The sequence below is a fragment of the Bacteroides fluxus YIT 12057 genome, assembly GCF_000195635.1.
In the GTDB taxonomy this organism is placed as follows: Bacteria; Bacteroidota; Bacteroidia; order Bacteroidales; family Bacteroidaceae; genus Bacteroides; species Bacteroides fluxus.
In genome coordinates this window covers 1-20,276 of the sequence record NZ_GL882619.1, presented here as the reverse complement: position 1 = coordinate 20,276, position 20,276 = coordinate 1, and the positions used below count along the sequence as shown (strand labels likewise).

At 41.1% G+C, this 20,276-nt stretch carries 9 protein-coding genes, 1 tRNA gene and 1 pseudogene; 6 read left to right on the top strand and 5 right to left on the bottom strand.

The genetic code is table 11. From position 1 onward, the window contains the following. Positions 1-392 precede the first annotated feature (392 nt). A tRNA-Ser gene (locus HMPREF9446_RS04590) sits at positions 393-477 on the top strand. 126 nt (positions 478-603) lie between these two features. Here HMPREF9446_RS04590 and HMPREF9446_RS04585 read toward each other — a convergent pair. From HMPREF9446_RS04585 to HMPREF9446_RS04570, 4 genes and pseudogenes are all read right to left on the bottom strand, one after another. Further along, positions 604-1,436: pseudogene (locus HMPREF9446_RS04585) on the bottom strand (SDR family oxidoreductase). Between the two features lie 190 nt (positions 1,437-1,626). Further along, positions 1,627-2,061 (bottom strand): DUF4405 domain-containing protein, encoded by a 435-nt coding sequence (locus HMPREF9446_RS04580; protein ID WP_050797280.1) that lies wholly within the window; start codon positions 2,059-2,061, stop codon positions 1,627-1,629. A gap of 74 nt (positions 2,062-2,135) precedes the next feature. Beyond that, positions 2,136-2,723 carry a Crp/Fnr family transcriptional regulator gene (locus HMPREF9446_RS04575; RefSeq protein ID WP_009124258.1) on the bottom strand — a complete coding sequence of 196 codons (588 nt, stop codon included), beginning with the start codon at positions 2,721-2,723 and terminating at the stop codon, positions 2,136-2,138. Between the two features lie 35 nt (positions 2,724-2,758). Beyond that, complete coding sequence (locus tag HMPREF9446_RS04570) at positions 2,759-4,429, bottom strand: B12-binding domain-containing radical SAM protein (protein WP_039968586.1); 1,671 nt, start codon at positions 4,427-4,429, stop codon at positions 2,759-2,761. 149 nt (positions 4,430-4,578) lie between these two features. Here HMPREF9446_RS04570 and HMPREF9446_RS04565 point away from each other — a divergent pair, with 149 nt between their 5' ends. Next, positions 4,579-6,330 carry a helix-turn-helix domain-containing protein gene (locus tag HMPREF9446_RS04565; RefSeq protein ID WP_009124256.1) on the top strand — a complete coding sequence of 584 codons (1,752 nt, stop codon included), beginning with the start codon at positions 4,579-4,581 and terminating at the stop codon, positions 6,328-6,330. A 10-nt stretch (positions 6,331-6,340) separates the two neighbouring features. Here the strand turns inward: HMPREF9446_RS04565 and HMPREF9446_RS04560 are convergent, their stop codons facing one another. Next, positions 6,341-10,402 (bottom strand): hybrid sensor histidine kinase/response regulator transcription factor, encoded by a 4,062-nt coding sequence (locus HMPREF9446_RS04560; protein WP_009124255.1) that lies wholly within the window; start codon positions 10,400-10,402, stop codon positions 6,341-6,343. 461 nt (positions 10,403-10,863) lie between these two features. On the opposite strand from HMPREF9446_RS04560, the gene HMPREF9446_RS04555 reads away from it, so the two are divergent. The 4 genes from HMPREF9446_RS04555 (at position 10,864) to HMPREF9446_RS18135 (ending at position 20,137) form a co-directional block, all read left to right on the top strand. Then, a complete protein-coding gene (locus tag HMPREF9446_RS04555; RefSeq protein WP_009124254.1) occupies positions 10,864-12,618 on the top strand; it encodes an alpha-L-rhamnosidase-related protein in 1,755 nt (584 codons plus the stop codon). 88 nt (positions 12,619-12,706) lie between these two features. After that, positions 12,707-13,897 (top strand): glycoside hydrolase family 88 protein, encoded by a 1,191-nt coding sequence (locus HMPREF9446_RS04550; protein ID WP_009124253.1) that lies wholly within the window; start codon positions 12,707-12,709, stop codon positions 13,895-13,897. Between the two features lie 5 nt (positions 13,898-13,902). Beyond that, positions 13,903-15,366: a glycoside hydrolase family 28 protein gene (locus tag HMPREF9446_RS04545; protein ID WP_039968584.1), complete on the top strand. Its 1,464-nt coding sequence runs from the start codon at positions 13,903-13,905 to the stop codon at positions 15,364-15,366. A 13-nt stretch (positions 15,367-15,379) separates the two neighbouring features. Continuing rightward, complete coding sequence (locus HMPREF9446_RS18135) at positions 15,380-20,137, top strand: family 78 glycoside hydrolase catalytic domain (RefSeq protein ID WP_009124251.1); 4,758 nt, start codon at positions 15,380-15,382, stop codon at positions 20,135-20,137. Positions 20,138-20,276: the final 139 nt, after the last annotated feature.

The following is a 20,276-nucleotide window of genomic DNA, read 5'->3' as shown; positions in this document are numbered from 1 at the left end:
AGACTTTCTTTATATGTGGTTTATGAACTGAAACAAGAATCGGATCATAATCTGTATTATTTACAAATAATGTAAGTTTAAGGAACTGTTGTATTCTGAACCTAATTCAGTCGTATAGTGAATGCTATTCAATCGTATATTGAATAGGGTTCAATCATATACTGAATGCGGCTCTTTGTAAGTGTATTGATAACCAGTAAGTTGTAAAACGCTCTCTTGTCTTTGATAAATTTCAACAAATAACCTTAATGTCATTACGCTTGTTCCGTAGTGGGTATAAACAAGAATTTTAGTATAGTTGCTCTGTTTTTGTGCAGAAAAGTTTGTAGAATAAAAAATGATTTGTATCTTTGCACCGCTTTAAGAGAGAAGCATTTCTTAAATGAAGTTTTGGAGAGGTGGCAGAGTGGTCGATTGCGGCGGTCTTGAAAACCGTTGTGCTGCGAGGCACCCGGGGTTCGAATCCCTGTCTCTCCGCTGTAAATATTGATAATCAGTGATTTACAAGGATTACCCCCGGTTTTACACCTTACAATGTAAAACCGGGTTTTTATTTATTGAACTTCTTCTGCTTCCGCTTGGAATCTTTTTCATAAGGTTGTTTTATCTTTCGGGGCTTAGCGGACCATAGAAGTAGGATGCTGTGGCACCACCATCTATGAGGAAATCGGCACCCGTGATGAATGAGCCACAGTCACTCATCAGCAACTCGGCTACATTAGCGATTTCGTCTGCCGTACCGGGGCGACCGGCCGGACATTTGGCGAACATGTTCCTGTAAAAATCGCCTCTCGGACCGTTGAGTTCATCAAGCGCCAACGGTGTTACGACGATGCCTGGCGAGATGGAGTTGATGCGTGCGCCACGCTCGCCCCATTTCACCGCTTCCGCCATTACTCGTTTCACGTTGCAGCGTTTGGCCATCTGGTAGGCGTGCAGCGTGTCCCGGATATGTTCCGGTTGCAGGATATCCAACGAGAGTAGTTCTTCGGCGGGTGTGGTGGCGAGCAATCTGTCCTCTTCAGGTGTCAATGCCGGCATCCGGTGTCCCGACTGGCTGGAAATCGTCACTCCCACGCCACCATTTCCGATTACCTTTCCGACTTCTTCTAGCAAGACCGCTGTTCCGTATAAATCTACTTTTAAGATAGCCTCTACGGGAGCCTGGCTGGGAGAGACTCCGGCGGAGTTGATAAGCATGCTGATTTCCCCATACTCTTGTGCCTTGGCAATCAGGTTTAAGACGGATTCCCTTGAGGAGAGGTCCGTTTCCACGGGGACGGCGTCGAATCCCGCCCATTCATTATCCCGGCAATCGCTCCGGCATTTTCTGTTTTTTTGTCTCCGATAACAATTTTCTTTCCGTAGCCCATCCTGCGGGCTATTGCCATGCCTATCTGGCCGGCTCCGGTTAGGATTATCACATCTTTCTTCATTTTCTATTCTCTTATATGTAATTATTGATTATACCAACATTCACGTTGCAAATGTACCTTATAATCATTATTCCAGAATTAGACAGATTACTGTTCTGCTTACCGAAATTGCGGTTTCAGCATATTTGTCCTGTGTAGTTGCTCATTTGCCGTTCAGATTTTCGGCGTATGTGCAAGGCATAGACTCACGCTATTTGTTTCGGGAACGGAAAATAAACGATCGGGACGATGGAATTCGTTTTAGAAGATGTCCGACAGACAATACGCTTACGGCAATTCCTGTCCGGTAATGCCATAACCCGACTGACGAGCCTGCCCCCTCTACGCCAAGCAGAGCAATGCCCGTAACAACAACAGCCATGAACACGATAGACAATAGCACCGTCACTCGGCTTTTGTGTCCTATTCCGGAGCGGGTGATACTCTTGTACCAATTCGAATGTGTTTTGATATGGAGAATGGAGGCGGCAAGGAACAGCAGGCTTGAGAGCACATGTGATACCGCCCAGTTATGCCATACCTCATGGTTGGCTTCATGCCCTGCAATGTGCAGTCCTATTCCGGAACATAGGCTTGGAATGAACGCTGCAATCATAATCCAGTCTATTACGAAAATCTTTTTCATCATTTTTTCTTTTTATATTGATGATGCAAAGTTCGCTGAAACGATGAACACCGACGATAACAATTGTAAAGAAATCAATGTCTGTTTCGGATTCTGGACAAAGAGACAGGCGTAATGCCGAGATAGGAGGCGATGTAGTGCTGCGGAATCCGCCGGACAATGTCGGGATGTTCTTTCAGCAATTCTTCGTAACGCTGTTGTGGCGTATTCTTGATGTGTGAGAGGAAAAGCTTTTGATAGGTTCGGAAGCGTTCGATGAGTTTCTCTTCATATGCTTGTCTTAATGGAGGCATGCGCTGGATAAGATTGTAAAAATCATCCCTTTTTATTACCGATAATTCCGCAGGTTCGATGGTTTCCAGCGAAAAAAGACTTGGTTGCCGATTGTATAAGCTGTCGAAAGAGGCGACAAAATCGCCTTCAAAGAAAAATTGGAAGGTAATATCCTTTCCATCATTAAAAAAGAACAGGCGCAGGCAACCTTTGCGGATCAGATACAGCCTGTCCGCAACTTTGCTCTCTTCCAGCAATACCGTTTTGGCCGGAACAGACAGATGCTTGGCCGTAGCATGAATCTGCTTTAAAACGGCGAGTTCGGTGGACGAAAAAAACTTTTCGGCAGTGCCGAACCAATCGTATGGGAAATCGGTGGTCATAATCATTTATTGAAACCTATAGTGGTGGATCTGTTTGTTTATCAGTGTCTTATCTTTAATGGCTCTTGATTTTTGAGATCTATTGCTTTGAATACGGGTTTTATCTTTTGAGTCTCAGATTCATAACCAAACCAATAACCTTGTCCTGTACTTTCGTCTAAAGGTAAAAAACAAAGGCGGAGGTTTTCTTTGTATTCCCCGTAAATTACCTTCCAACTGGCAGGTGGAATCTGACGTTTCGTCTTTATTTTTTCTGCCGGTATCTTTTTCAGTGACATACCGGCTTCTATCCAAGCGATACTGACATCTGTTTGATAAAGGGGATAGTTCTTTTTGCAGAATTCATAGAGAATGATTCCCCGCTTTTCCAGGCTCATTGGCTGGTCGATAAGGTTACATTGTGTAAGATGTTCCAAAAAACGGTAGAGAAAGTCCTCGTTGTATAGGATCAGTTTGCGAGTGATATTTTTCCAGGCAGAGGTATTGTAAAATCCGTCCAATAAACGGGAAAGCCGACGGGCTGTCTGCAACTCGCTGACACTGATTTCATGAGTTTGCAAAACTTCGTATGGAGGGAAAGGGGAGTATATGATACCTAATTCTTCCGCGTTTCTACGCATTTCGGTACCGGGTAATAGTTTTAATGATTCCAATTGTATTTCCCCGGCGTCATATTCAGCTAAAGTACGCACATCCTCGAATATCTCTGTCAGCGTATATAAAGGTAAGCCTGCAATGAGGTCAGCATGGGTTTCCATATTGGGCAATGAGCACAAAAACTTTAATCCTTCGAGTGCGTCGTTTAGTTTTCCCATTCGTTTGCTTGTACGGAGGACGGGTTCGCGTAAACTTTGGATTCCGGCTTCAAGATGTAGAAGCCCGGCCGGTAGGTGTTGCAATTCTTCTGTTAGTTCACGGGAGAGTAAAGCCGGGTGTATTTCCAGATGAAAACGTATATCGGGAGAAAATTCTAAAAAAAGTTGGAGTAACTCTTTTGCTCTGCGTGGATTATAATTAAATGTCCGGTCAAGGACACGTACGTTCTTTATACCATGTTGATGGATGATTTTAAGTCGTTCCCGGATGGTCTCAATAGATAAGGTACGTACCGGTTTTTCCCCTCCACTGACACAAAAAGCACAAGTGTTGAAACAACCTCGTGTAGTTTCCAATTGCACGAATGGCTTGTCCCAGTTAAAAAAAGGACTTTTTTCAGGAGGAACCAAGTTGGAAAAATTGAGTACCCGTGCTATTCCGTTGTCTATATATTGTTTCTCTTGAGAGAGATAGCATAAACCAGGTATTGACTGCCATTGTTCCGGTTGGTTCCAACAGGATAACCATTGGGGGAATGCTTCTTCTCCTTCTCCTCTGAAAACACAATTGATGAAGTTGTTTTTACGGAGAAATTCTTCATTGTTTCCTAAAAATTCCGGTCCGCCTAAAATGATACAGCTTTTAGGAAGTAGTTTTTTTAATCTTGCCGTGATATGTAGTAGTTGCTCATGATTGAATAACCATGTTGTTGCAGCTAAAATATCAGGATGATGTTGGTAGATTGCATCGACAACCATACCTGCATTCTCATTGATGGTAGCAGATACAATGTCCCATTCTATGGAGTTATTGGCGATAACTTGTGCTTGCAGTGCAGGTAGAGCTAATGAAGAATGTGCATATGAACTATTTAAGTCTATCCAGAGAATTTTCATATTTAATAAAATTACATTTATGCAAAGATAACTGATTTTTGTCTTTTGTATTGGTATAAAATCATATATTTGCACGCTAAAATACCAATGCAGGATAGAGAAGTACATATCATTTTACTAAAATCAAAATAAAATATTTTTTTTGTGTCATGAAGTATCTCATCTTTATATATACTTTTTTGTATATAAACTGTATGGGTGTGACTGCCCGGGAAAAGATGACAATTGGGTCAGACTCAATATATACGGAACAGTATATTACAAAGATTTATATGTCTGACCCAAAACTCAGTTTGAAATTGTTGGATGAGGCAGAAGACAGGAAAGCAATGCCACTTTGTCTGATTAATGATTTGCGTAGTATGGCGTATCGTCAAATGTATCAGAATAAGTTAGCTTTTATATATGCAAGGAAAGCGTATGAACTTGATTCTGTCGCCAATAATAACCCCGCGCATTTATTGAAGGTAACGACTGATTTGGCTGAACTTGCTGTCTTGTTAAGTATGCACAAAGAGAGTATGTATTACGCTACTCAAGGAATTAGGCAGGCCCAAAAAAATAGAAATCTGCAAGCGGAAGGAAAATTACTTTTTTGTATAGGTGAGAATAAAAGGATGTTGTCTTTTGTTGAAGAAGGGTATGAATGCTTTGACAAAGCGATTAAACTATTGGATAATACACGAAATATAGAAGGAATGGCAATGCTTTCTTATTTTTTTGGTGTAAAGATGTCTTATTTGATGGATGATGGGAGGCTCAAAGAGGCATTGACTCTTGGATTGAGAAGAGAAAAGCTGCTTAATGAGATGAAATCTTCAGAAAAGGCTCCTGAACTGTATTTAGATCAGCAGTATGCATATCTGTATTCCAAATTGGCTTATATATATTATAATTTAGGGAGATATTCATTGGCAGCGGATTTTTATGAAAAATTTCAAGGAACCGCTGCCGCTTCTACTCCGGATGGTAAATATGATGCAACTCCATATCTTTTTGCTATAGGGCAGTACCAGGCTGTATTGGATAATTGCTATGATTTAAAAAATGTATTCAAGCAGCAGGATACGATAAACTATCAATATAGAGGAATTTTACAGAAAGAGATAAAGGCCTGTTTGGCATTGAAGCGATATGATCAAGTTGCGGCGTTGAGGGAAGCGGTAATAAAAGTGTCCGACAGTATGTATTTGCGTGAGAAAGATGCTGCTGCCATAGAACTGGATGCCATTTATGAAGTGAATGAAAAAGAAGCGCGTATTGTAGAACAGGATTTCCAGCTGAAAGTGCGCAATATTTCATTGGTCTTTATAGTGGGAATTACTTTATTGGCTTTGTTTTTCCTTTGGCGGATATGGCTACAGAATTGTACTATAAAAAATAAGAACAGAGCTTTGGTTCAATATATCAATGAAGAATTGGCTTTTCAAAAAGAAATAGACGAGTCTCAGAAGCAGCCAGACTTGCTTGAACAATCGGGAGATTGCGTCTCTTTATCGGACAGTGAATTGGAGGAAACAGTTTCGTCCAATAATGAGACGGAATGTGAAGTCAATAAAGTGATTTTTCAAAAATTGGATTTTCTCATTAAGAAAGAGAAATTGTACTTATCGGCAGATTTAACCAGAGATGACCTGGTTAAAAGAGTTCGTGTGAACAATACCCGGTTTGCCAAAATGATAAAAGAAAATACAGGAACAAATTTAAGTGGTTATCTGAATAGTTTACGTTTAAATTATGCTATACAATTATTAAAAGAACATCCTGAATATACTTTGCGTGCCATTGCTGAATCCTCGGGTATTAATAGCATGCCCACTTTCCATAATTTATTTAGAAGCAAAACAGGCATGACTCCTTTGGAATTTAAAAATGCTCAATCTGAATTTGATAATAAATGATCGGCAACTTTCAAATAAATGAATCATCCTTATGCTTGTTGGTTTCCCTGTATTCTCTTGGCGTTTGGTTATTGTTGCGCTTGGCAAATTCTCTGTTAAAATGAGACCGGTTGGTAAAAGCAGTCCGATACATTATTTCTTGTATTGTTAACGTAGTGGTTAACAATAGTTTTGCAGCATAATTAATCCTCTGTTCTTTGATAAAGTCTTTGGGAGGTAGCTGTCCTAAATCTTTAAATTTACGGTATAGATTTCTGCTGCTAGTCTGCATGGCTTCGGCAAGTTCATCGGGAGTGAACTTCGTGTTGTCCATATTCTTATTTATTATTTCTATTGCTGTTTGTAAATACTGCTTGTCCTCATTTTGCAGTAATTGACCACCACAAAATTCAAATGCACTGGCTGAAGAATTATAATATTGCTTTAACTCTTCTTGTTTTTTTATCAGTTGTTTGATTATTGTTTTTAAATATTGGGTGTTGAAGGGTTTGGGGATATAAGCGTCTGCTCCGGATTCAATGCCTTCAATACTCTCATCGGTAGTGTTCTTTGCTGAAAGAATCACTAAGGGGATATGAGTTGTATGTTTATTGCCTTTGATCTGTTTAGTAAGAGTGATTCCATCAATTTTGGGCATCATGATATCTGTAATGATAAGATTTGGACTCTTTTGTTTTAAGACGGTGAGCCCTTCTTCGCCATTCTCAGCCGTTAGAATTGTGTATTCGTCGGATAATATATCTTTCAGCATCCATAATAATTCTTGGTTATCGTCGATGATTAAGATGGTAGCTTCTTGTTGATTGCCTTGTTTTTCTGAAGTTGCCTTCTCGGATATTGGCCTTTCTGTTTTGTTGTTTGGATATTCTACTTTGCGTTGTTTTTTCTGTATGGTATCAGTGTCTTCGGTTGCATTGGGCTGAGGAAGATTAACAATAAATTCGGCATATTGGTCAATTTTACTCTCAACCTCAATGGTTCCTTGTAACAGTTCTACCATACTTTGGCAAATGGCGAGTCCCAATCCATTTCTGGATGACAGGCCCTTGATGCTATTTTCTTTGATGTTATCGAGTACACTATAGCGGTTGAAGATAAGCGGAATATCTTCTTGGCTGATTCCTTTTCCGGTATTATAGACTTTGATATTCAGTTTGTTGTCGTTGGTTTTTATGGATATTTTGATTGTTCCATTCTTAGGTGTATATTTGAATGCATTGGAAATCAAATTACTAAGAATCTTTGTAAAACCGCTGTTGTCACTTCTCCAAATAATATCCGGAGTAACGTCTGTTTCCATGTGTATGTGGTTTTGCTCAGCCAGCTCTCCGAATGATTCTATAATTTCGTTGGCCAGTTCACTGATGTTCAATTCTTGTATATGACATATTTGATTACCGGTTTCCATACGGCGAAAATCGATTACTTCTTGTATAAGACTGTTCAAGCGTTCTGTATTTGATTTTATAATTTGGGCATATTTCTTAATAAAACTATCGCTCTTGTCATAATGTAGTATCCTTTCACATGGACCGTAGATTAGTGTAAGCGGTGTGCAAAACTCATGTGTTATGTTGGTGAAAAAGCGTAGCTTTCCTTCGTACATTTCTTCTTTATATCGTTCATTCAGCTTTCTGGAGATAGATGCCTTTCTACGTTCGTATTTCCAGAATACGTACCGAAAGATACCGATACTTATTCCTATAGCCAATAAAACATAGATTATTTGAGCTGTAATGGATTGGTACCAGGGAGGCAGGATGATGACATGAATTTTTTTGATCAGATTTTCATTGTTGTTAATTCCGTCATTGTATTTTACTTTTAAAACATAATTTCCGGGAGGAATATTGGTAAATTGTGCTTCATTAGAGCGTGTGTCCATCCATACTTCGCTGAAATTTTCCAGTTTATAAGAATATCTGCTATTTTCCCCGTTGATGAAATCCATTGCAACAAAGGAGATTGCGAAGAAATTCTGATCATGGTTCAATACAATTGATTTTTGGTTACCCTTTGTCTCTTCAAATTCAGAAATATTATAATCCTGATTGAATATTCTAAGCTTAGTAAAATAAATGTCAGGGATAAATTGCTTTTTTTTCTTTGCTTCTTTTTTTATCCATACAATTCCATCCACTCCTCCAAAAAAAGATCTGTTCCGGGTATGGTCTTGGAAATATGCGTTGTCGCTGAATTCTGTAATTTTCAGTCCGGTCTTATGGTTCAGGCTACGGAAGGTGTTTTTTGTAGGATCGAATAATATGAGTCCGGTATTGCTACTGAGCCATAAATTTCCTTGTGGGTCTTCTGTTATGCCATGTATTGTATTGTTAGGTAATCCTTCATTCTCGTTGAAGTTTTCGTAACTGTATTTGTCGTTCGGAAGTAGTTTTAGTTTGGTAAGGCCATAGCTACTCCCAATCCAGATGTTTTTCCTTTTGTCCTGATGAATGCAAAGAATGTCGTTCATTGGAGCTATGCCTTTTTCATCGAATGTTATGGGGAGCTGTTTGTTTGTCAGAGTATTTAACCGGATAACTCCGTTTCCTCTCATTCCAACCCAAAGAATAGAGTCATTTTCTTGGTAAATGGAATATATCTGATTGTATTGCTGTTCATTTAGGTTTTTAAACCTGACAGGTTTTATATCTTCAATTTCTATGGTATTTTTTCGAATAGCAAAATAGATTTGCAGTAGGGTGCTTCCTGAACCGGCCCATAATATTGAATCGTTTGTTTCAACAATAGAGTGTACATGGGAGATCCCAGATTTTGTTTTATTGATGAGTGTGTGTATCTTATTGTCCGAATAAGAATAATAGTTTAGATTGGGACCGTCTGATCCGATCCAGACAATAGGATACTTTTTGCTATGGGCAAAAGCAAAAACGGCATTATTTGTCAATCCGTTTTGAGTTGTGAAATGTTTCACGTTTGATGTGGAATAATTTTTTGTACTATCATATTCCTTTATCTGGATTATGCCGTTGTCTTTGGTTCCTAACCATAAGGTATTTTGCTGGTCTGTATAGATAGCCCGGATTGGTCTTTTTTTATCTATGGGTAACTGATTGAGAGAGATGTTGTTAAGAGTGTATTCATCTTTTGTCCATGCATATACTCCTTGTCCGTCTGTTCCTATCCAGACAATATCTTGCTGTTCGTCCTTGCATAATGCAAAAACACCGCAATTGATTTCTATTTTTTCCGGATTGTAATTTTTTGCTGCATCAAGCCGGATAAGTCCGTTTGTCTTGAATCCGATGAGAATATCTTCATTATCCAGGATAATAGAACCTATTTCACCGTTTTCCTTGACAAGAGTAGCGATATTCTTTATGAATTTACTACTTTGCGGGGTAATGTAATAGAGGTTCCCTGCAGAATCTACGGCAATGATCTTTTTATTATTATAAAATGTATATTGAATGGGATGTGTATGTTTGAAATCGGAAAGCTGCTTGATTTTTGGGGAGTCTGATCCAATATTTGATATTGCATATCTTTCCAGAGTTCCCTGATGATTAATCCATATCGTGTTCTGTTCATCTATTATCAACAGCATACCGGATGATTTGTTGTTTTCTGTTTCTTTATGGATAGGAAACTCAATGAATTTTTTTTGTGTCTTGGAGTAGAGTGACAGAATTCCCGGTTTGGTGAAAACAAATAAATTGTCATGACTGTCTTTGGCTGTATAGGAATTGTCTCCAAACTCATTATGATATTCTTCAATCACATTGTTCTTTTGCGACAGCTTGTTCAATCCCCATTTCGTGCTTATCCATAAATACTCACCGTCAGTTTCAATAATATTTCTGATAACATTGCTGGACAGGCTGTTTTGGTTGTTTATGTCTGGCTTATAGATATAAATATTCCGACTGTCATACATGTTGAGTCCATCGTAGGTTCCGATCCATAAAAATCGTTCGCTATCTTGGAACAGGCAAGTGACGGAACTGTTGGATAATCCGTCCCGGTTACTTATTTGCCTGAGGTTATACGAATATATACTATTGGTTGTAACAAGTAGAAACAACAATAGCAGCAGTATTTGTTTTTTCATGAATACAATAGCTGTTTATATATTGAATGTCAACAAAGATACAATATTTACTTAAATCAAAGAATTTCCCTTTTCTGTTTATCGGAAAAAATGTGCTTGATTGGTGAATTAACCAGGAAAATATATAAATATGGCAAAAATGGGCACATTGCGGGACTTTTATAGGAATCCCTCGGCTGTACGTTTAGTGAAGTTGTTGCAGTGTAAAGGATAGCCAAAAATGTATGTTTTATTGGGATATCTGTCTTTGTATCATTAATGGCGAAATTGGGCACGGCAAATCTGTTTGTTTTCGTTTAACTTTGCTAATAGAAAGAAACAGGAATGTTTCAGGTTCAAAGGGTATAAGTTAAGTTTAAGGTAAAAGTGAGTGGATGAAGATTTATTTGCAAAGTTTATCCACTCTTCTTTAAAAAAAGAAAAAGTGATTATTGTGGAATCATGTCAAGATTTAGTTGAATATGAAAAATATATTTATTCTCATTTCTTTTTTACCTATGGTGTTGTTTGCCCAGCAACGTGATAGTCGTACGCGTGAATATCTTTCTCCCGTACGTGTTGTTTGGCAGCAGGAAGGACAACTGATTCAAGGACTAGATAATTTACTTCTTTCCGGTAACGGACAGTCGGATTTGGTCAATCGGAATATTTGTAAAATAACCAGTACAGACAAGTGCCATCCGGCCATTTTGCTTGATTTCGGTAAAGAACTGCAAGGTGGTTTGCAAATTGTAACCGGGGCACCGGCTATACATGATCCTATAACAGTCCGCATTCGTTTGGGTGAATCGGTAGGTGAAGCAATGTGTGATGTCAATGGCGTGAATGGTGCTACCAATGATCATGCAATGCGTGATTTCATCATTAAACTTCCTTGGTTGGGGGTGATGGAAGTGGGTAATTCGGGTTTTCGTTTTGTTCGTATAGACGTGTTGGACGATTCTGTCGAGTTACAGTTGAAGGAAGTTCGTGCCATCTCTATTTTTAGAGACATTCCTTATAAAGGTTCTTTTCGCTGTAATGATGAACGGCTGAACCGGATTTGGCAAACCGGAGCCTATACTGTACATTTGAATATGCAAGAATACCTTTGGGACGGGATTAAACGTGATCGTTTAGTCTGGGTTGGTGATTTGCATCCGGAAGTGATGACTGTGAGTACCGTTTTCGGCTATAATGAAGTAGTACCTAAAAGCCTTGATTTAATTCGTGACCTAACACCGTTACCCGGATGGATGAATGGTATCAGTTCATATTCAATCTGGTGGTTGCTGATTCAGCGTGATTGGTACTATTATCACGGTGATCTTGCTTATCTGAAAGAACAAAGGAGTTATCTGGTTGCGCTGCTTCGCTATCTTATTACTAAAGTCGGTGCAGACGGGGTAGAGAGGTTGGATGGCAAGCGTTTTCTTGATTGGCCCTCTTGGGCGAATCCTATTGCTGTCAACGCTGGTCTGCAGGGATTGATGGTACAGGCAATGAAGGCAGGAAGTGAACTATGCAAAATTTTGGGAGATAATGATTTGGCAGTTGAATGTCAGGCTGTTTTTGATAAAATGGTTAGAGTTGCCCCCATAGTGAAAGAAGCGTTGTTGAGGTCTGGAGTTGCCCCAGATGCTCCCGGTTCCAAACAGGCTGCTTCTTTATTGGCACTTGCCGGACTGATGGATCCCAAAGAGGCTGATCAAAAATATCTGTCTGTAAATGGCCCGAAAGGATTCTCTACTTTTTATGGTTATTATATGTTGCGGGCAATGGCTGCTGCGGGCAATTATCAAGGGGCCTGTGATGTGATCCGTCAATATTGGGGAGCCATGATCGATTTGGGAGCAACTACTTTTTGGGAAGATTTTAATATAGAATGGTTGCCCAATGCCGCTCGCATTGATGAGTTGGTTCCGGATGGCAGAAAAGATATTCATGGTGATTATGGAGCTTATTGTTATAAAGGTTTTCGGCATAGTCTTTGTCATGGTTGGGCTTCGGGACCGACGTCTTGGTTGAGTGAGTATGTGCTTGGGGTACAGGTGGTTGAGCCGGGCTGCCGCGTGGTTAGGATACTTCCTCATTTATGTGGTCTGAAGTGGGTGGAAGGAACATTTCCAACTCCTTATGGTATAATTTCAATTCGTCATGAAGTAGGGATCGACGGTAAGATAAAGAGTAGGATTGATGCTCCATCTGAAGTAAAGGTATTGTCATCTGCAAAATGAAGGTTTTAAAAGTGTTGGTGGTAAGTGGGATAGAACGTAAATAAATGGAATTTTAAAATAATATAATAATAAATGAAAGTATAAACCCATGAAAAAATTAGTATTATTAATTGCTGTAGTCATTGTTTCCTCTTTTTCTACGGATACTTTGTTGGCAAAAGGAAAAGTAAAAGTGGATCAGGCATTGGAAAATGCTACCCGTCAATATCTTTATATGCGTGATGAATTGAACGGAGCGAATAAATTTCCAAAGACTTATAACAAGCCTATGCAACGTTTGATAACCAGTAATTCGGAGTGGTGGTGCAGTGGCTTTTATCCAGGTACATTATTCTATCTTTATGGAGAGACAGGGAATAAGGACATATATGCTGAGGGTGTACGTATGTTGAAACTGTTGGAACCGGAACAATATAACGTAAATACGCATGATGTTGGCTTTATGATGTATTGCAGTTATGGCAATGCTAATCGTTTGGCTCCTCAACCGGAGTATAAGGATATTATGGTGAATAGTGCCCGTTCATTGATTTCCCGTTTCAGTCCTGTGGTGGGATGTATCAAGTCCCACAATCGCAAGCCTAATGACTATGTAGTCATTATCGACAATATGATGAATTTGGAATTGTTGTTTTGGGCTACTCAGGCTACTGGTGACAGTACTTTCTATGATATTGCGGTAAAACATGCCGATACGACATTGAAAAATCATTTTCGTGCAGATAACAGTCTTTATCATGGCTTGAACTATAATCCGGCAGATGGTACTATCAAGCATTATCAGGCAGGCCAAGGTTTTTCTGAAAAATCAGCTTGGTCTCGTGGACAGGCCTGGGGATTATATGGCTATACTATGATGTATCGTTTTACCAAGGACACGAAATACCTGGATCAGGCTGTTAAAGTGGCTGAATTCATCTTGAATCATCCCAATATGCCGAAAGACTTGATTCCATATTGGGATTTTAATGCTCCTGACATACCACATGCACTACGTGACGCTTCTGCGGCTGCCATCAATTGTTCTGGGTTGCTGGAGTTGTGCCGGTATGTTCCGGAAGAGTTGTCCAGGAAATATATTAAAGCAGCCGAAAAAATGCTGCATACTTTATCGTCGCCGGAATATACGGCGGAGCCGGGAACCAATGGTGGCTTTATTCTGAAACATTCGGTAGGTAATATTCCGTCGGGAACGGAAGTTGACATGCCTTTGACATATGCCGATTATTATTATGTAGAGGCTTTGTGCAGATATAAATCATTAAATAACATAAAATGAAAATCATGAATAATAAATTCAAGACTTTGTTACTGGCAGTTGCCTTGTTGTTTTCCGCCTCTCTTCAGGCAGAAACTATCGATATTACAAAACGTGGTGCCAAAGGGGATGGGGTGACGGATAACACGGTTGTCATTCAGAAAGCTGTGGATGAGTGTTCCCGGAAAGGCGGAGGAACGGTATTGGTCCCGTCGGGCGTCTATTTGATACGTCCCGTAGAATTGAAATCGAATGTGAATCTTCATCTTGATTTCGGGGCTTTGTTACTGGCGAGTACCCGTTTGTCTGATTATGATAATGCTTTTCCTTTTAAGGATGGTTCCATGAACCAGTCTTCAGCGCTCTTGTATGCGCGTGGACAGAAAAACATTTCTCTTACAGGTTTCGGCACTATTGACGGACAGGGAGGAAGCAAGACTTTTCAGTTCGGCAATGATGCGGACGGTGGACCTAAACGTCCCAAGATTATTTATCTGGTAGAATGTAAGGGGATTGTAGTGGCCGATTTGACGTTGCGCAACTCTGCTTATTGGGTACAGCATTATGAAAAATGTGAAGATGTGACGATACGTGGCTTGAAAGTATTCAGCCATTGCAACTATAACAATGATGGTTTGGACATTGATGCAAAAAATGCTGTTATTTCCGACTGTTATATTGATGTGGAAGATGATGCCATCTGTTTTAAGAGTGACCATCCTGAGTTATGCGAAAATATCACAGTTACCAACTGTGTGACTGCAAGTAACTGTAATGCGATAAAATTTGGTACAGCGTCTCATGGCGGATATCGTAATATTGCAGTTTCCAACTGTGTGGTTCGCCGTGCCGCTGAAGATAATATTCGTCATTGGAGCAAGCAATTGGAACACATTTCGGCGGATGTAACGGTAATTTCCGGTGTTGCCATTGAAATGGTAGATGGAGGGATTATTGACGGAATTACTGTTTCCAACATCTCTATGCGTGATGTGCAGACTCCTATATTTATTCGTTTGGGTGATAGACATCGCACGTTCCGTAAAGAAGGAGGGGTACTGAAAAATATCAATATCAGTAATGTGGTGGCTACGGCTGAAAGTCTGATAGCTTGTTCCATTACAGGGGTAGAGGGCTCTTATATAGAAAATGTTTCCATTAATAATGTGCAGATAAGTTATCCTGGCGGAGGTACACCGGAGATGGTGGCAAAACAGGTTCCGGAAATGACGAAAAGTTACCCGGAAAACAGGATGTTTGGCAATACATTACCGGCTGCAGGTTTTTATGTCCGGCATGCCAGGAATGTACGTTTTAATAATGTCCGTTTTGAGGCTGCGGTTTCCGACGAGCGTCCACTTTTCTTTTTGGATGATGTCATGGGGGCGGAATTCAATCTATGTAAGGGAGCAGCTCCTGCTGATGCCCGATTTATCCGTACGGTACGTAGCTCCGATATTGTATCCGACGGTAAATGTTTGAATAAATAAGGTTCGTACAACTATGAGACGATTACAAGTATTGACTCTTATTTTTAGCTTCTTCTCTTTCTGGGCTTATGCAGGAGGAGAGGGAGTTAATGATCGTAAAGAACTGGATGAAATGACTCACCGGTTGGTTTCAGCCCATCTGGAAGCGGATTTTGACGGAGAAACTGTAGCACGCTACATGAATATGTTGCGTCCGGATGGCAGTTTCCCGGACTTGGATTATATTACTGTACATGAAGGAGCTTATTTCCCGGTGGGGGCACATCTGAAAAGATTGGCCATTATGGCTGTCGCTTATCGGAAACCGGATAGTAAATACCATGCTTCCGGCAAGTTGCTGAATAAGATTGTGGCAGGAATCGATTATTGGTATAAAGTGCGTCCGGTGTCGAAAAACTGGTGGTTTAATGATATTGGCGCTCAGCAGGATTACATGGTTCCGTTGATTCTGTTGAAAGGTAAGATCAGTGAGAAGAAGTTGATGCGCTATTCTTCTTACTTGCGTGACCAGACAGGAAACAAGGGTCATAAGGGTAAAAACCGCACTTGGGTATCTAATATCACTATCCACAAAGGATGTATCGAGAACAATATAGAGTTGGTGCGGATAGGGTTTGAATCTATTGCTTCCACTATTATGATTGTTCCGCGACAGGGAGATGAGGGTATCAAGATTGACGGCAGTTTTCATCAGCATCGTCCGCAATTATATTCCGGTGGATATGGTCTGTCTTATGTAGATGATATTGCTTATTATCTTCAGTTGGTGAAAGGTACTGTTTTCGAAAGTTATTTCACTCAGGAGAAGAAAGATATTTTCTCTAACCTAATGTTGAACGGACAGCGTTGGCTGGGGTATAGGCAGGCGTTTGATTTCGGTACTGTCGGGCGTAATATATCGCGTCTTGACGGAGTCGGTAATATATCTGCCATAACATTGGCGCGTATGGAGAAGAATGACCCTTCATGTGCCGCTGATTATTCGGCATGGAAAAAGCATCTTTCTGGTGCGGATTTTCCTGCTCCGGGAAATAAATATTTTTGGAAGTCCGACATGATGGTGCAACATGGTGCCGATTATTACCTGTCGGCAAAAGTTATTTCTACCCGTGCAAATGGTACCGAAATGCTTAACGGGGAGAATCTGAAAGGTTATAATCTTCCCTTGGGAGCCACGAACATTATGACTTCAGGGATGGAGTATAAGAATATATTTCCTGTATGGAATTGGTGTGGAATTCCAGGTACTACGGCTGTACAACAGCCGGACTCGGCTTTGTTGCATGGTTATCTGTTCGGGCGGAACGAGTTTGGCGGTGGGGTCAGCAATGGTAAGAATGGTGTAATAGCTTATGAACATGATTATAAAGGTGTAAAAGCTCACAAGGCATATTTTTTTCTGGAGGATGTACTTTTGTGTCTGGGTACCGGAATTGCGTCTAACGCTCCGGAAGAAGTTGCGACAACTGTAAATCAGTGTTTCTATACCGGTGACATGGTAGTTGGTAAAGACGGTACCGCAGATATATATAAAAAGGAGGCTACTGTAAAAAATCCGACATGGGTGTATCATGACAAAGTAGGTTATTTATTCCCTTCTGGAGGAGAAATAGTTGTTGAAAGTAAAAGGCAATCAGGATCTTGGAAGGAGATAAATGTCAGTGAAAGCGATAAGAGAATTTCCGCGGATATTTTTAGCATCAGGATTAGTCATGGAAAGAAAGCGGCAGATGGAAAGTATGCTTATATGGTTGTTCCGGGTAAGACGCTGGATGAATTTCAAACTTTTGTATCGACACAAACTTTTAATATAGTGAAGAATACTCTGGCTGTACAAGCTGTTCAAGTAAACAACTTGTACGCTGTGGTATTCCATTGCCCCGGGGCGGTGAAGTTGGAAGAAGGATTGGTTTTGCGTACGGACAAGCCGGTAATGGTCTATATGGAACGAAAGGATGGCAAATTCAACGTATGGGTTGCCGATCCTCTTTTTAAGCAGAAACGGATTTGCTTGTTTCTTAATGGGAGAGAAATGGAAATAAGCCTTCCTGATGGAGCATATACAGGAAGTACAGTTTCTGTTGAGGTGCATGACCTACAGCCGTGTGGCTTGCAGTGCGAGTATCTGGCGAACCCTCTGGGTATTGATGTGAGCCAGCCCCGTTTGAGCTGGAAGATGGGAAATACATCTCTTGCACGTGGCGAGAAACAGACTGCATACAGGATTCTGGTAGCCAGTTCCCAAAATCTTCTGGACAATAATCAAGGTGATCTTTGGGACAGCGGTATTGTTCGTTCACCCGAATCCGTGAATATTGTTTATGGAGGGCGTCCTTTGTCTGCCGGACAGAAATGTTTCTGGAAAGTTGGTGTTTCCGATGAGCGGGGAGTTTGGTCTGCCTGGAGCACTGTGGCCTCGTGGAGGATGGGATTGTTTGCTGGCAGCTGGACTGCCCGTTGGATAGGCAGTGCAGAGATGGAGTCACAGAGCATGGGTGGAAAGAAGATAAACAATAAGATGTCCGATCCTTGGTTACGCAAGACGTTCACCTTGTCCGGTGTGCCTGAGGATGCTGTCATGTATGTGGCTTCTGTCGGTTATCACGAGTTGTATGTGAATGGGATGAAGGTAGGAGATGCTGTCTTGGCCCCTTCTGTCACAGACCATAAGTCCCGTGCCCGCTATATGACGTATGATATTGCTTCATATCTGAAGTCAGGAGAGAATGTTGTTGCTTTATGGCTGGGTACTTCTTGGGCTATTTTCCCCGCCTATCAGCGGGAGGATAAACCGGCTATTCCTATGGCATTGGCTCAGGCTGAAATAAGGCTGCCGTCGGGCAAGGAACTGCGGATTGTTTCAGATAGTTCCTGGAAAGTGCATGCTAGCCCCAATACTTTGATGGGGTATTGGGAAGCCCACCATTTTGAAGGAGAATTTTATGATGCGTCATTGGAAGCGGACAATTGGTGTGCTGTGGATTTTGATGATTCCGATTGGGCGGCAGCAAAGGTTTATCATCCGGCCATCAAGGTTTCTTCTGACCGTACGGAACCTAATCGTCTGATGGAAGAGATAAAGCCTCTTTCTGTTCTGGAAGTTTCTCCGGGTGTATATCGGGTGGATATGGGGATTAATTATGCCGGTTGGTTTGAGATGCAGATCGAAGGGCAGCCTGGTGATTCTGTGCATTTTCAGTTTTCTGAGAGGGAAAAAGATGTATGCAGTTATGGCATACACAGTATTTATAAGGTCGGCTCCAAACGGAAAGGTACGTTCTGTAACCGTTTTAACTATATGACCGGACGTTGGGTACAAATAACAGGACTTCGTAAAAAGCCTCGTCCGGACCAGATTCGCGGTTGGATGATTCGTCCTGATTATCGCCGTACAGGTGGTTTTGAGTGTGATATTCCTCTTTTGAATGATATTTATCGCACTACCTTGTGGACTTTTGAAAATCTGAGTTTAGGCAATTATGTGGTTGATTGCCCTCACCGCGAACGTTGTGGTTATGGCGGTGATGCTTTAGCTACTACACGTACTGCCTTGGGGAACTATCAGTTGGGGGCTTTTTATTCCAAGTGGATGGAAGATTGGCGTGATGTACAAGAGGCCAATGGGAATGTACCCTATACGGCTCCCACTCGGATTGGCGGCGGCGGGCCTTCCTGGAGTGGCTTTTGCATCACTTTGCCTTGGGAGTTCTATCGTCAGTATGGGGATATGCGTATTCTTTCGGAGAGCTTTCCGGCCATTCAGCGTTGGTTGGACTTTGTAGAAACCAAGTCGGAAAATGATATGCTGGTGCGTTGGGGTGGAAAATGGAGTTTCTTGGGCGACTGGCTTTGGCCGAATGTCTGGCCGGAAAGATCGGCTATGGAAAAGCAAGGTAAAGCTTTGGGGGATACGCGTGAAACTCTGTTTTTCAATAACTGCCATTGGATTTATAGTCTTGAAACAGCGGCGCGTATTGCAGATGTGTTGGGTAATACAACTGTGGCGGCAGCTTACAGGCAACGTGCGTCACAGGTTCGTAAAGCTGTACATGCCGCCTTCTTTAATTCAAGAGATAATAGTTATGTAAATGGATTCCCTTCCTATCTGGCTATTGCCATAATGGTTGACTTGCCTCCGAAATCATTAAAAGCGAAGGTATGGAAACGGTTGGAACAAGAGATACTTGTAAACCGTAAAGGCCACTTCTGGGGTGGGATAACTGCTGGCTCATTCTTGATGCATACTTTGTTGGATAATGGTCGTAGCGATCTTATTTTTGAGATGGCCGCCAAAGAAGATTTTCCAAGTTGGGGAAATATGTTGAAGTATGGCACCGGAACTCTCTTTGAGGATTGGGAGTGTCGCGGGTCGGGACTGCATAGTTCTTATCTGTATATCGGAAGTTGGTTTATTGAGGCGTTGGGTGGCATTAAACGGCCGGCGGCAGGTTATAGGGAATTTGTCATAGAACCCTGGATTACGGAGAAAGGTCCTGAACAGGTACGTTCACATTATAATTCCATGTATGGAAATATTGTATCCAACTGGCGTGTTGATTCCGGTGTGCTGTATTTGGAGGTTGTGATTCCGGCCAATACAACCGCTACTTTAAAACTGAATAATGTGTTGCCAGGTTCGGTAACGGAAGGAGAATGCCCATGGCGAGATGCAGAAGGAGTTAGTCTGGATTTTGAAAAGAAAGATGAGATTTCATTGACGCTACAGCCTGGTACATATTATTTCTCTGCTTTGATGAAGGTAAATAAGTAAACTGTTGCCTGTTTGGCTTTTTCTATATTTTAACCTGCACCACTGCACCTTTTAGTAATTGTGTAAGATTCAAGTGATTATTGCTATAGGAGGTGTATGTGGTGTAGGCGTCTTTTGGGGTCAACGTAAAAACCTGAGG

Excerpts from the sequence above, each read along its gene's own strand:
- HMPREF9446_RS04580 (WP_050797280.1), bottom strand. The coding sequence starts at position 2,061 with ATGAAAAAGATTTTCGTAATAGACTGGATTATGATTGCAGCGTTCATT.
- HMPREF9446_RS04575 (WP_009124258.1), bottom strand. The coding sequence starts at position 2,723 with ATGATTATGACCACCGATTTCCCATACGATTGGTTCGGCACTGCCGAA.
- HMPREF9446_RS04570 (WP_039968586.1), bottom strand. The coding sequence starts at position 4,429 with ATGAAAATTCTCTGGATAGACTTAAATAGTTCATATGCACATTCTTCA.
- HMPREF9446_RS04565 (WP_009124256.1), top strand. The coding sequence starts at position 4,579 with ATGAAGTATCTCATCTTTATATATACTTTTTTGTATATAAACTGTATG.
- HMPREF9446_RS04560 (WP_009124255.1), bottom strand. The coding sequence starts at position 10,402 with ATGAAAAAACAAATACTGCTGCTATTGTTGTTTCTACTTGTTACAACC.
- HMPREF9446_RS04555 (WP_009124254.1), top strand. The coding sequence starts at position 10,864 with ATGAAAAATATATTTATTCTCATTTCTTTTTTACCTATGGTGTTGTTT.
- HMPREF9446_RS04550 (WP_009124253.1), top strand. The coding sequence starts at position 12,707 with ATGAAAAAATTAGTATTATTAATTGCTGTAGTCATTGTTTCCTCTTTT.
- HMPREF9446_RS04545 (WP_039968584.1), top strand. The coding sequence starts at position 13,903 with ATGAATAATAAATTCAAGACTTTGTTACTGGCAGTTGCCTTGTTGTTT.
- HMPREF9446_RS18135 (WP_009124251.1), top strand. The coding sequence starts at position 15,380 with ATGAGACGATTACAAGTATTGACTCTTATTTTTAGCTTCTTCTCTTTC.